This window comes from Edaphosphingomonas fennica (assembly GCF_003034225.1).
GTDB lineage: Bacteria > Pseudomonadota > Alphaproteobacteria > Sphingomonadales > Sphingomonadaceae > Sphingomonas_E > Sphingomonas_E fennica.
Map to the genome: position 1 here is coordinate 39,226 of NZ_PHHF01000032.1, position 12,437 is coordinate 51,662.

Annotated in this window: 10 protein-coding genes; 8 read left to right on the forward strand and 2 right to left on the reverse strand. The window is 67.7% G+C overall.

The window, feature by feature from the left end:
* Positions 1–15: 15 nt before the first annotated feature.
* Positions 16–864 carry an SDR family oxidoreductase gene (locus CV103_RS07565; protein ID WP_015456897.1) on the reverse strand — a complete coding sequence of 283 codons (849 nt, stop codon included), beginning with the start codon at positions 862–864 and terminating at the stop codon, positions 16–18.
* Positions 864–2,048 (reverse strand): acyl-CoA dehydrogenase family protein, encoded by a 1,185-nt coding sequence (locus CV103_RS07570; RefSeq protein WP_015456896.1) that lies wholly within the window; start codon positions 2,046–2,048, stop codon positions 864–866. Before CV103_RS07570 ends, CV103_RS07565 begins: the two co-directional genes overlap by 1 nt.
* A gap of 137 nt (positions 2,049–2,185) precedes the next feature.
* On the opposite strand from CV103_RS07570, the gene CV103_RS07575 reads away from it, so the two are divergent.
* The 8 genes from CV103_RS07575 to CV103_RS07610 all read left to right on the forward strand — a co-directional run bounded on the left by CV103_RS07575 (position 2,186) and on the right by CV103_RS07610 (position 12,404).
* Positions 2,186–3,661, forward strand: a complete 1,476-nt coding sequence (locus CV103_RS07575; protein ID WP_107394520.1) for an acetyl-CoA carboxylase biotin carboxylase subunit — start codon at positions 2,186–2,188, stop codon at positions 3,659–3,661.
* On the forward strand, positions 3,661–4,083 hold the full coding sequence (locus tag CV103_RS07580) for an acyl-CoA carboxylase biotin carboxyl carrier protein subunit (RefSeq protein ID WP_107394545.1): 423 nt from the start codon (positions 3,661–3,663) through the stop codon (positions 4,081–4,083). The genes CV103_RS07575 and CV103_RS07580 overlap by 1 nt, the downstream gene beginning before the upstream one ends.
* Positions 4,083–5,690, forward strand: coding sequence for an acyl-CoA carboxylase subunit beta (locus tag CV103_RS07585; RefSeq protein ID WP_041865032.1), 1,608 nt, complete (start codon positions 4,083–4,085; stop codon positions 5,688–5,690). The genes CV103_RS07580 and CV103_RS07585 overlap by 1 nt, the downstream gene beginning before the upstream one ends.
* Before the next feature lie 16 nt (positions 5,691–5,706).
* Entirely contained in the window at positions 5,707–6,678 is a 972-nt protein-coding gene (locus CV103_RS07590) for an alpha/beta hydrolase (protein ID WP_107394521.1), read from the forward strand.
* 118 nt (positions 6,679–6,796) lie between these two features.
* Positions 6,797–7,798 (forward strand): quinone oxidoreductase family protein, encoded by a 1,002-nt coding sequence (locus CV103_RS07595; protein ID WP_107394522.1) that lies wholly within the window; start codon positions 6,797–6,799, stop codon positions 7,796–7,798.
* A 35-nt stretch (positions 7,799–7,833) separates the two neighbouring features.
* On the forward strand, positions 7,834–8,298 hold the full coding sequence (locus tag CV103_RS07600) for a nuclear transport factor 2 family protein (protein ID WP_107394523.1): 465 nt from the start codon (positions 7,834–7,836) through the stop codon (positions 8,296–8,298).
* 116 nt (positions 8,299–8,414) lie between these two features.
* Positions 8,415–10,232, forward strand: a complete 1,818-nt coding sequence (locus CV103_RS07605; RefSeq protein WP_107394524.1) for a DUF885 domain-containing protein — start codon at positions 8,415–8,417, stop codon at positions 10,230–10,232.
* 69 nt (positions 10,233–10,301) lie between these two features.
* Entirely contained in the window at positions 10,302–12,404 is a 2,103-nt protein-coding gene (locus tag CV103_RS07610) for a transglycosylase domain-containing protein (RefSeq protein ID WP_107394525.1), read from the forward strand.
* The last annotated feature ends 33 nt before the right edge of the window (positions 12,405–12,437 follow it).

The following is a 12,437-nucleotide window of genomic DNA, read 5'->3' on the forward strand; positions in this document are numbered from 1 at the left end:
CGCCCGTCCAGGCGCTCAGACCCTGAAGAAATCCGGCTTGGGGATGGTCCACTGATCGCCCCAGAGCTGGTTGCCGCCATCGATCGTCAGCACCTCACCGGTGATGAAGCCGCCGGCATCGCCGGCGAGATAGCAGACGGCATTGGCGATATCCTCGACCTGGCCGAAGCGCCGCATCAGGTTGGTGTTAGGCATCTCCGCCCGTGCCTCATCCGAATAGACGGCCATGCCCTCGGTGGCGATGATGCCGGGGGACACGCAGTTCACCCGGATGTTGAGCGGCGCCCATTCGATCGCGACCGTCTTGGAGCCGTAGATCACGCCCGCGCGCGCCGCGCAGGTATGGGCGACGCCGGGCATGCCCCGCCAGATGACGGTGGCGACGTTGACGATCGATCCCGGCAGGCCGGCATCGCGCCATTTCCGGGCGGCCGCCTGCATCATGTACCAGGTGCCGTTGAGGTTGGTGTCGATCACCGCCGCCCAGCCCTTGGGCGAAAAATCGATCGCCGCCTGCGGGAACTGGCCGCCGGCATTGTTGACGAGGATATCGACCCGGCCGAAATGCGCCCACGCGGCATCGAACATGGCGGCAACCGCCTCGGGATCGCGGATCGACAGCGGATGGACCAGGGTTTCGGCGGCATAGCGGGAAAGGCCGGCGGCCGTCGCCTCCAGCTTTTCCGCCTTGCGGCCGCACAGCACCAGCTTGGCCCCCAGCCTCGCGAACCAGTGCGCCACCGCCCGGCCGATGCCGCTGCCCGCGCCGGATACCACCACCACCTTGCCCGCGAACAGGCCCGGCGCCAGCGCGATCGGGATCGTCGCCAGTTCCTCGTCGCTGCGCCCATAGACCTCGGTCATCAGCGCAGCAGTTCGCCGGCGATGATGAGCTTGCGGATCTCGCTGGTGCCCGCGCCGATCTCCAGCAGCTTGGAGGCGCGGTAGAGCCGGTTGATCTCCGCCTCGCGCATATAGCCGACGCCGCCGTGGATCTGGACCGAATCGGAGATGACGCGCGTGCAGGTTTCCGCCGCATGGAGGATCGCCGCCGCCGTCAGCTTGTGGATCTCGCCCCGGCCGCCGCCATCCTCGCCGATCGCGTTGCATTCGGCGAGCGTGCGGTAGCAGAGCGCCTTCATCGTCTCGACGCCCACATACATCTCGGCCAGCTTGCCCTGGACGAGCTGGAATTCCCCGATCGGCCGGCCGAACTGGGTGCGCGTCCTGGCATAATCGATGGCGAGATCGAGCGCGCGCTCGGCCATGCCGACATTGAGCATCGCCACCACGGCGCGTTCGAGATCGAGGCCGCTCATGACGATGCCGACGCCGCGATTTTCCACGCCGACGAGATTTTCCGCCGGCACCTCGCAATCGTCGAACACCAGTTCCGCGGTGGTCGATCCGCGGAAGCCCATCTTGTCCAGCTTCTGGGCGACCTTGAAGCCCTTGAAGCCCTTTTCCACGATGAAGGCCGAAATGCCCTTGGTGCCGGCTTCCTTGTCGGTCCGCGCATAGACGAGGATCACGTCCGCCACGGGCCCGTTGGTGATGTAGAGCTTGCGGCCGTTGAGCAGATATTTGCCGCCCTCGCGGCGCGCCGTGGTGGCCATGGAACCGAGCGCGTCGGAGCCTGCGCCCGGCTCGGTAAGGCCCAGCGCACCGATCGCGGACCCGTCGCACAGGCCCGGCAGGTAACGCGCCTTCACCTCCTCCGATGCATTGCGGGCGATATTGTTGAGGCAGAGATTCTCATGCGCGACATAGCTCAGCGCGATCGAATGGTTCCACCGCGCCAATCCTTGCGCGATCAGGCCCGAGGTGAAGAAATCGCTGTCCGCGCCGCCGAAGCGGGCGGGCGCGGTGACGCCCAGGAAGCCCATGCGGCCAAGCTCCGGCATCGCTTCCGGCGGCCACCATTCCTCATCGTCCATCCGCTGCTGAAGCGGGGCGAAGCGATCGCGCGCGAAGGCGCTGGCCGTATCCAATATCTCCTGCTGCTCCGACGTCAGAGCAAACCCGCCCGGGAAGATGTTCGTCCCCAAATCCAGCTCCCTTCGCCCTTCCTTCATCGAGGGCCTTGACGTTAAAATGAACGCCATTCACTATTATGTCAATCAAGGCCGGGCAGGCCGAAGCCGGAAAGCCGGGAGTTGCGTACGTTGGGGAGGATCAGAGCGGGATGACCGCCTTTCCATTCGAATCGGTGCTGATCGCCAATCGCGGCGAGATCGCCGCGCGCGTGGCGCGCACGGTGAAGGCGCTGGGCCTGCGCGCGCTGCTGGTGGCACACCGCGTGGACGAGGGATCGCCCGCGCTCGCGCTGGCTGACGACGTGCGCTGGATCGAAGGGCCGACGCCGGTCGCCGCCTTCCTCGATATTCCGCAGATCATCGCGGCGGCGCGCGACATGGGCGCCGGGGCGATCCATCCGGGCTATGGCTTCCTTTCGGAGAATGCCGGCTTCGCGCGCGCCGTGGCGGCGGCCGGCATGATCTTCGTCGGGCCGGAGCCGGACACGATCGAGCTGATGGGAGACAAGGTGCGCGCGCGCGCCTTCGTCGAACGGCATGGCTTCCCTGTCGCACCCTCGGCCATCGAGGACGATGATCCCGCGACCTTCGTGGAACGCGCCCGCGCGCTCGGCGCACCGATCCTGATAAAGCCTTCGGCCGGCGGCGGCGGCAAGGGCATGCGCATCGTGCGCGACATGGCGGTGCTGGAGCAGGAGATCGCGCGCGGCCGCAGCGAGGGCGAACGCTATTTCGGCGACGGGCGGCTGTTCGTCGAACGCTATATCGAACGCCCCCGCCATATCGAGGTGCAGGTGCTGGGCGACGCGCATGGCAATGTCGTCCACCTGTTCGAACGCGAATGCTCGCTGCAGCGCCGTTTCCAGAAGATCGTGGAGGAGGCCCCCTCCCCCGCGCTCACGCCGCAGGAGCGCGAGCGGATCTGCGAGACGGCGGCGGGCATCGCGCGGGCGGCAGGCTATCGCAACGCCGGAACGGTGGAGTTCATCTACGGCCAGGGCGAATTCTACTTTCTGGAGATGAACACCCGCCTCCAGGTGGAACATCCGGTGACGGAAGCGATCACCGGCATCGACCTGGTGGAGCAGCAGCTCCGCATCGCCGCCGGACAGCCGCTGGCCTTCGATCAGGCCGCGGTCACGCGCTCCGGCCATGCGATCGAACTGCGCATCTGCGCGGAGGACAGCGCCCGCGATTTCGCGCCCACGACCGGCCCAGTGCTGCGGCTGGCGGCGCCGGCCGGCGCGCGCTTCGACGGCGGGGTCAGCGAAGGCGGGCGGATATCGGCGGCGTTCGATCCGATGATCGGCAAGCTGATCGTCCATGGCGAGGATCGCGCCGAGGCGATCGCCCGTGCCGACAGGGCGCTGGCCGGCCTGGTGCTGCTCGGGCTCAAGACCAATATCGGCTATCTCCGCCGGTTGATGGGCGATCCGGCCGTGATCGCGGGCGACATCCATACCGGCCTGATCGGCGAAAGGACCGAACTGGCGGCGGAGCCCGTGGCCGACGAGGCGACGCTGGCCCGGCTGGTCGCGATCGCCGCCCGGCACGTGCCCGAACTGGTGCGCGAGGCGGCCGAGATCCCGGCGATGCACGCGGCTATCGGGGGGTGGCGGAACTGATGCCCGGATTTTTCCTGATCGACGGCGTCGCCCATCCGGCGGCGCTGGCCCCGGCGGACCTGAAAGCATCGCCGCCGGAAGAGGCGATCGTGGCGAAGGACGGGGACCATATCTGGGTCCATGTCGATGGCGCCGCGCACGAGCTGGTCTGGCAGGACCCCATCACCCATTTCGAGGAGGAAAGCGCCAGCGGCGGTGATGACGTGGCCCGCGCGCCCATGCCCGGATCGGTGATCCAGGTGGCGGTGACGGACGGCGACAGCGTCACCGAGGGCGAGATCATGATGGTGATCGAAAGCATGAAGCTGGAAACCGCCATCAAGGCCCCGCGCGACGGCGTGGTGATGACGGTGCATCGCGCCATCGGCCAGACCTTCGAACGCGATGCCGCGCTCATAACCCTGGAAGCAATCGCCCTATGATGCGCCGCATCCACAGCCGGATCGACACGTCCGGGACGACCTATCAGGCCAATCGCGCGCACAATCTGCGAATGGTGGCGGAACTGCGGGAGAAGCAGGAGGCCGTCCGCAATGTCCGCCCCCAACGCGACCGCGACCGGCTGGACCGGCAGGGCAAGATGTTCCTGCGCGATCGGCTGGAGGCGCTGCTGGACCCTGGCACCCCGTTCCTGGAGCTTTCGACGCTGGCCGCCAACATGGCCTATGACGGCGATGTGCCCGGTGCCGGCCAGCTTTCCGGCATCGGCGTGGTTTCCGGCCGCGAGGTGGTGATCCACGCCGACGACGCCTCCGTAAAGGGCGGTGCCTGGTATCCGCTGTCGGTGAAGAAGATCGTCCGCACGCTGGATATCGCGATCGAGAACCGGCTGCCGGTGGTGCATCTGTGCGATTCGGCGGGCGGCTTCCTGCCCTTGCAGGCCGAATTCTTCGCCGATCGCTATCATGCCGGGCGCATCTTCCGGAACCAGTCCATCCTTTCCAAGATGGGCGTGCCGCAGGTGGCCGTCGTCATGGGCCATTGCACGGCGGGGGGCGCCTATATCCCCGCGCTCAGCGATTACAACGTCATCGTCCGGGGCACGGGCGCGATCTTCCTGGGCGGCCCGCCGCTGGTGAAGGCCGCGACCGGCGAGGAAGTGACGGTGGAGGAACTGGGCGGCGCCGACATGCATACCAGCGTGTCCGGCACGGCGGACTATCCCGCCTCGTCCGAACGGCACGCCATCGCCATCGCGCGCGAGATCGTCGGCCGCTTCACCCGCGCGGAAAAGGCGCAGGTCGACTGGGCCGAGCCCGAGCCGCCATATTACGACCCGCAGGAACTCTACGGCATATTGCCGCAGGACAGCCGCACCACCTTCGACATGCGCGAGGTGATCGCCCGCATCGTCGACGGCAGCCGCTTCCACGAATATCAGCCGCGTTACGGCGAGACGCTGGTCTGCGGCTTCGCCCGCATCTGGGGCTATCAGGTCGGCATCCTCGCCAATAACGGCGTGCTGTTCAACGACAGCTCGCTGAAGGGCGCGCACTTCATCCAGCTCTGCGACAAGAACCGCACGCCGCTGATCTTCCTGCAGAACATCACCGGCTTCATGGTCGGCCGCGAATATGAACGGCGCGGCATCTCCAAGGATGGCGCCAAGATGATCATGGCGGTTTCGGGCGCGTCGGTGCCCAAATTCACCGTCAACTGCAACGGCGCGTTCGGGGCCGGCGTCTACGGCATGTCCGGCCGCGCCTTCGACAGCCGCTTCCTGTTCAGCTGGCCGCAGGGGCAGACATCGGTGATGGGCGCGGAGCAGGCCGCCAACGTGCTGACCGACATCAAGCTGCGCCAGCTCGCCCGTAACGGCGATACGCTGACGGCGGAGCAGATCGACGCGATCCGCGATCCGGTGATCGAAGGCTATAAGCGCGAACAAAGCGCTTATTACGCCACGTCCGAAATTTGGGACGACGGCTTGCTCGATCCGGTGGACACGCGCAACGCGCTCGGGATAGCCATCAGCGCGGCGCTGAACGCGCCGATCGAAGACCCGCATTATGGGGTCTTCCGCCTGTAGCGATCGGGAGAAGACCATGACCGTCGAGACGCATTCCGCCAGCCTGCATCTCGTCGATCCCGAGATCCGGGCCGCGCTCGATGCGTTTCCGACCTTCGACCTGAACGAAGACCTGCTACCGGTCATGCGCGCGCAAGGCTTCGGCGTGGACGTTCCCCCGCCGCAGGGGCCGGCGGCAGGCGTTGCGGTGGAGCGCATCACCGTGCCGGGACGCGATGGCGGGCCGGACGTATCCTGCCTGCTCTACACGCCCCCCGGCCGGACCGGGCAGAGCGGCGCCTATCTCCACATCCATGGCGGCGGCTATGTGCTGGGCGATGCGGCGATGAGCGAGCTTTCCAACCGATCGCTGGCGGCCGCGCTCGGCTGCATCCTGCTCTCGGTCGACTATCGCCTTGCCCCGGAAACGCGCTGGCCCGGCGCGGTCGAGGATTGCTATGCCGCACTCGGCTGGCTGCACGCCAATGCCAACCGGCTGGGCGTGGATCACCAGCGCATCGCGATCGGCGGCGAAAGCGCGGGCGGCGGCCATGCCGCATCGCTGGCGCTGGTCGCGCGCGATCGGGGCGAATACCGCATCCGGCACCAGCATCTGATCTATCCCATGATCGACGACCGGACGGGATCGACCGTGCCTGCCCTGCCCTATGCCGGCGATTTCGTGTGGACGGCCGCCTCCAACGCCTTTGGCTGGTCCGCCCTGCTCGGCCATCCCGCCGGCACCGGCGAGCCGCCGCGCAATGCGGTGCCGGCGCGGGTGGAGGATCTTTCCGGCCTGCCGCCCACCTTCCTCGGCACCGCCGCGCTCGACCTCTTCGTCGGCGAGAATCTCGATTATGGCCGGCGGCTGATCGCCGCCGGCGTGCCGACCGAGCTGGTCGTGGCCCCCGGCGCCTATCACGGCTTCAACGGCTTCGCGCCCGATGCCGCTGTCTCGCGCGGCTTCAACAGCGCCAGCCTGGAGGCGCTCCGCCGCGCCATCGGCTGAGTCTCTACGCATTTTGGCGCATTTGGCGCAATCTGGAAGCAGTTTGCGCTTGCCGATGCCCCACCTGCACACCGATTAGTCACTCCAGGCCGCAAATCGGCAATATGGGAGAGACGGAATGGGCGATCTGATGCAGGCGATGGTGCTCGACGAGTTCGGCGGGCCGGAGGTGCTCCACATCGCCGCGATCGAACGCCCCCGCGCCGCGCCCGGCAATGTCGTGGTCGAGGTGGCCTATGCCGGCGTCAACCCCGCCGACTGGAAGGCCCGTGAGGGCTGGCTTTCCCGTTATTTCCAATATCAGTTCCCCTTCGTCGTCGGCTTCGACGCTGCTGGCATCGTCGCGGAGGTGGGCGAAGGCGTCACCGGCCTGAAGGTGGGCGACCGGGTCGTCACCGCATCCAACCAGGGCATCGGCGAGCGCGGCTCCTACGCCCAGTTCGTCGCCTCCGTCGAAGAACGATGCGTGAAGCTGCCCGATCATGTCGCGCTGGTCGATGCCGCGGCGATGCCGACCGCCGCCATCACCGCCTGGGAAGCGGTGTTCGATGTCGGCGGCACCGAGGCGGGCTCCATCGTGCTGGTCAATGGCGGCGCGGGCGGCACCGGCAGCTATGCCATCCAGCTTGCCCGTATGGCCGGCGCCCGCGTCGCCGCCACCTGCGGGCCTGCCAATATGGATTATGTCCGTGGCCTGGGGGCGGAGCTGGCGATCGATTATCGCCAGGGCGATGTCGCCGATGCGGTGCGCGCCTGGGCGCCGGAAGGCGTGGACCTCGTGGTCGACACGGTCGGCCAGGGATCGCTGCTGGAGGCGGTGGAGTTCACCCGGAAGGGCGGCGTGATCGCGCCGATCGCCACCTTGATCGCCGACGAGCCGACCATCGATCCCGCCCGTGCCGAGGCGCGCGGCGTGCGCGTCGTGCCGACGATTTCCAGCCACGCCAACCAGCCGCGCCAGCTTGCGGCGCTGGTGGCAGCGCTGGCCGAGGGCAAGATCCACGCGCCGGAAATCACGCTGATGCCGCTCGATCAGGCCGGCGAGGCGCATCGGAAGATCCAGGCGGGCCATGTGCGCGGCAAGATCGTGCTCGTGGTGAACGAAGCGCTCGGCCGCTGAGCGCCTTCCCCTCCCCACATTCGAAAGGCTGCCCCATGTCGCTGCAATATCTGATCGACAAGGATGCGATCGAACAGGTCTATGTCCGCTATTGCGAGATCGTCGATGCCAAGACCTTCGACGACATGCACGAGGTGTTCACCGAGGACGCGACCGGGGATTACACCCAGGCGCTCGGCCCCGGCGTGATCAGCCCCGATCGCGCCAGCCTGATCGCATCGATGCACGCCAATCTCGGCCCGGATTCCAATTGCGGGGCCACCCATCACAATGTCGGCAATTTCCGGGTGCGCGTGGATGGCGATCATGCGCACGCCAAGGTCCATTATTATGCCGAGCATCTCGGCCAGGGCGATTATGCCGGCGAGCAATATTCGATGTGGGGGCAGTATGAGGACGATCTCGTCCGCACCGTTGACGGCTGGCGGGTGAAGGCGCGCGTCTACACATGCGCCATCTCGCACGGGCCGGCGGCGGTCACCAGCGCGCGGGTCGGTTGAGGCCCCCGAAAACCCGCTTTCGACGAACGACATAAAGCTGGCGACGAACGGCTTGGCCTTGACCTGCAAAACATGCAGTTTCGCCGCCATCACGCTTGTTTCGGAGACAATCCCATATGGATCGCCGTTCCTTCCTGGTCTCGTCCGGCGCGCTGGCGCTCGGCGCCGCCCTGCCCGCGCCGCTCTTCGCCAAAACCGATGCCGATGGCGCGCTCAACGCGCTGCTCGACAGCTTCTTCTACGAGAGCCTGGAAGACAGCCCCGAAGCCGCAACCAGCCAGGGGCTGGACAAGGGCCCGCGCGCGGCGCTGAAGAGCAAGCTCAGCGATTATTCCACCAGCGGGCGGGCCAAGCGGCTCGTGCGCGCCAAGGATCAGGCGGCGCGGCTCGCCCGCGTCGACCGCGCGGCGCTCTCCTCGCTCGGCCACGTCAATTATGACGTCACCGAATATATGCTGGCCCAGGACATCAAGGGCCTGGGCAAATATCCCTTCGGATCGGTGGACGGCATCTGGTCGCCTTATGCGATCAGCCAGCTCGGCGGCGCCTATCAGGGCGTGCCCGATTTCCTCGATTCCCAGCATGGTATCGAGAACAAGGCCGATGCCGATGCCTATCTCGCCCGCCTCGACGCCTTCGCGACCGTGCTCGATCAGGACAGCGAGCGCCAGCGGGCCGAAGCGGCTTATGGCGCGGTCGCCCCGGATTTCTCGCTGGACCTGACCATCGCCCAGCTCGAGGCGCTGCGCGGCAAGCCGGCGGCGGAGACGGTGCTGGTCCAGTCGATCGCGCGTCGGACCAAGGAGAAGGGCATTGCCGGCGACTGGGCGGCCCAGGCCGCGAAGATCGTTTCCGGCAAGATATTCCCCGCGCTCGATCGCCAGATCGCGCTGGTGAAGCAGCTTCGCGCCACCGCCAGCAGCGACGCAGGCGTGTGGCGCCTGCCCGAAGGCGCGGCCTTCTATGCCGATGCACTCGCCAACAGCACCACGACCACCCTGTCGCCCGAGGAAATTCACCAGATCGGGCTGGAGCAGGTGGCGGAGCTGACCGCGCGGATCGATACGATCCTGAAGGCCGAAGGGATGACGCAGGGCACCGTCGGCGAACGGCTGACCGCGCTCAACGCCGATCCGAAGCAGCTTTATCCCAACACCGACGAAGGCCGTGCCGCGCTGCTCGCCAGCCTGAATGCCGACATCCACAAGATGACGGCGCTGCTACCGCGCGCCTTCTCCACCCTGCCCAAGGCGCCGATCGAGGTGCGCCGCGTGCCGGTGTTCATCCAGGATGGCGCGCCTAACGGCTATTACAATCCGGCCGCGCTCGATGGATCGCGCGACGCCATCTACTACATCAACCTCAAGGACACGCATGACTGGCCGAAATACGGCCTGCCGGCGCTGACCTTCCACGAAGCCGTGCCCGGCCACCATCTGCAGGGCAGCCTGGCGCAGGAAACCCAGGGCATCCCCATCCTGCGCCGCCAGACCTTCTTCTCCGCTTATGGCGAAGGCTGGGCGCTCTATGCCGAAGGCGTGGCAGAGGAACTGGGCGCCTATGGCGACGATCGCCTCGGCATCGCCGGCAGCCTCCAGTCCCTGCTGTTCCGCGCGGTGCGGCTGGTGATCGACACCGGCATCCACGCCAAGCGCTGGACCCGCGAGCAGGCGACCAACTACATGGTCGCCAACACCGGCTTCCCGCGCCCGCGCTCGCTGCGCGAGGTGGAACGTTATTGCGTGTGGCCGGGACAGGCCTGCAGCTACAAGGTGGGCCACAACAAGTGGGTGGAGCTGCGCAAGCGCGCGGAAGCCGAGCTTGGCGACAAGTTCGACCTCGCCTGGTTCCACGATGTGCTGCTGGATGGCGCCATGCCGCTCACCATCCTGGAAGCCCGCGTGAACGAGCGGATCGCCGCCCGCAAGGCCTGACCCGACCGATCGGGCATCTCGACGCGCATCATCGCCCGTGTTAGCTGGGTATAACAGCATGACCTGGCGATGATGCGCGACGACGACCCTTACGACCTGGAATGGACCGAACCCGAGGAGGATCGCCGCGCGCCGGCATCCCCCCGGACCACGGACAGAAAGCCGCCACAGCGCGGGGCGGCTGCCCCCCGCGCCTTCTGGAAGCGCTGGCGCTTCTGGAAACGGGTGGCCCAGGCTGGCGCGCTGATCTTCGTCCTGTTGGTCGGCTGGCTGGCGATAACCGCGCCGCTGTCGCGATCGCTGAAGCCGATCGCGCCGCCCAGCATCACCCTGCTTTCCAGCGACGGCAAGCCGATCGCCCGCAAGGGCGCGATCATCGACAGGCCCGTGGTGGTGGCCGATCTGCCGCCGCATGTGCCGCAGGCCTTCATGGCGATCGAGGACCGGCGCTTCTACAGCCATTGGGGGATCGATCCGCGCGGCATCGCCCGCGCGGCCTGGCGCAACACCGTGGCGGGCGGCGTGCGCGAGGGCGGCAGCACCATCACCCAGCAGCTCGCCAAGGTCGCCTTCCTCGATTCCGATCGCACCGCCGCCCGCAAGCTGCGCGAGGTGCTGATCGCCTTCTGGCTGGAAGCGCGGCTTTCCAAGGACGAGATCCTGTCGCGCTATCTTTCGAACGTCTATTTCGGCGACAATGTCTATGGCCTGCGCGCGGCCGCCCTCCATTATTTCAACCGCCAGCCGGAAAAGCTGAACGTCGCGCAGGCGGCGATGCTGGCCGGGCTGCTGAAGGCGCCGTCCCGCCTCTCCCCAGCCGTGAACCTGAAGGGCGCGCGCGAACGCCAGCGCGTGGTGGTGGCCGCCATGGCGGACGCGGGCTTCCTTACGCCCGCGGAGGCCGCCGGCGTCCCGCCGGCCTCGCTCAACCTGCGGCCGCTCAAGATGCTGCCGAGCGGCACCTATTTCGCGGATTGGGCGCTGCCCGCGGCCCGCGACAATGCCGGCGCCGTCTATGCCGAGCAGGAGGTGAAGACCACGCTCGACAGCCGCATCCAGCGCGCGGCGGAGGCGGCGGTGCGCCGCGCCGGGCTGGGCAAGGCGCAGGTCGCGCTGGTGGCCATGCGGCCGGACGGCAGAGTCGTCGCCATGATCGGCGGCAAGAATTATGCGGACAGCCCGTTCAACCGGGCCACGCAGGCGCGGCGGCAGCCCGGCTCCACCTTCAAGCTGTTCGTCTATCTCGCCGCGATCCGCCACGGCCTGACACCGGACAGCCTGGTGGAGGACGAGCCGATCACCATCGCCGGCTGGTCGCCCAAGAATAATGACGGGCGCTATCGCGGCAAGATCACCCTGCGCGAGGCTTTCGCCCGATCGAGCAACGTCGCCGCCGTCAGGATCGCGAGCGAGGTGGGCATGGACAATGTGATCCGCGCCGCCCGCGACCTCGGCATCACCAGCCCGCTCGCCGCCGACGATGCGACGCTGGCGCTGGGGACATCGGGCGTGACCCTGCTGGAACTCACCTCCGCTTATGCCGCCATCGCCGCCAACGCCTATCCGGTGAAGGCGCACGCCCTGCCCGACAAGGAGCAGAGCTGGTATGACGCCTTCTGGGATCGGCCCCGCGCCTTCGACGGCGAAACGCGGGCGATGCTGCTCGACCTGCTGGGCGCGGCCGTGCGCGAGGGCACCGGCCGTTCCGCGACCTTGGCGATCGACGCCTTCGGCAAGACGGGCACCAGCCAGGATAATCGCGACGCCATCTTCGTGGGCTTTTCCGGCGATCTGGTGGCCGCCGTGTGGGTTGGCAATGACGATAACAGCCCGCTGGGCGGCATCGCGGGCGGCGGCCTGCCGGCGCGGATATGGCGCGATTTCATGAGCCGCGTCGTCGATGGCGCCGCGCCGCCGGTGGTGGAGCGCGAGCCGGCGCCGGCCGCCGAGCCCGATCCGATCGGCGACCTGATCGAAAACCAGGTCGACAATCTCTCCATCGCCGTGAACGGCGCGATCGGCGATGTCGACGTGGGGCTGCGGGTGGGACCGGACGGGCTCACCATCTCGGCCAATCCCGGCAATAATCGCCCGCCCGAGGAACGGCGCGGCCCCGGCCCGGCGATAGCCCCGCCGCCGCCCGTGCCCGAACCGGTGCCGAACGGGCAGTGAGGCCCGCCGCCTCCGGCCTTGAGCTTCCGGCGC

What these genes read in the sequence shown, in the direction of transcription:
- CV103_RS07575 (WP_107394520.1), top strand. Translation starts at nt 2,186, where the DNA reads ATGACCGCCTTTCCATTCGAATCGGTGCTGATCGCCAATCGCGGCGAG.
- CV103_RS07610 (WP_107394525.1), top strand. Translation starts at nt 10,302, where the DNA reads ATGATGCGCGACGACGACCCTTACGACCTGGAATGGACCGAACCCGAG.
- CV103_RS07580 (WP_107394545.1), top strand. Translation starts at nt 3,661, where the DNA reads ATGCCCGGATTTTTCCTGATCGACGGCGTCGCCCATCCGGCGGCGCTG.
- CV103_RS07565 (WP_015456897.1), bottom strand. Translation starts at nt 864, where the DNA reads ATGACCGAGGTCTATGGGCGCAGCGACGAGGAACTGGCGACGATCCCG.
- CV103_RS07600 (WP_107394523.1), top strand. Translation starts at nt 7,834, where the DNA reads ATGTCGCTGCAATATCTGATCGACAAGGATGCGATCGAACAGGTCTAT.
- CV103_RS07595 (WP_107394522.1), top strand. Translation starts at nt 6,797, where the DNA reads ATGGGCGATCTGATGCAGGCGATGGTGCTCGACGAGTTCGGCGGGCCG.
- CV103_RS07585 (WP_041865032.1), top strand. Translation starts at nt 4,083, where the DNA reads ATGCGCCGCATCCACAGCCGGATCGACACGTCCGGGACGACCTATCAG.
- CV103_RS07605 (WP_107394524.1), top strand. Translation starts at nt 8,415, where the DNA reads ATGGATCGCCGTTCCTTCCTGGTCTCGTCCGGCGCGCTGGCGCTCGGC.
- CV103_RS07590 (WP_107394521.1), top strand. Translation starts at nt 5,707, where the DNA reads ATGACCGTCGAGACGCATTCCGCCAGCCTGCATCTCGTCGATCCCGAG.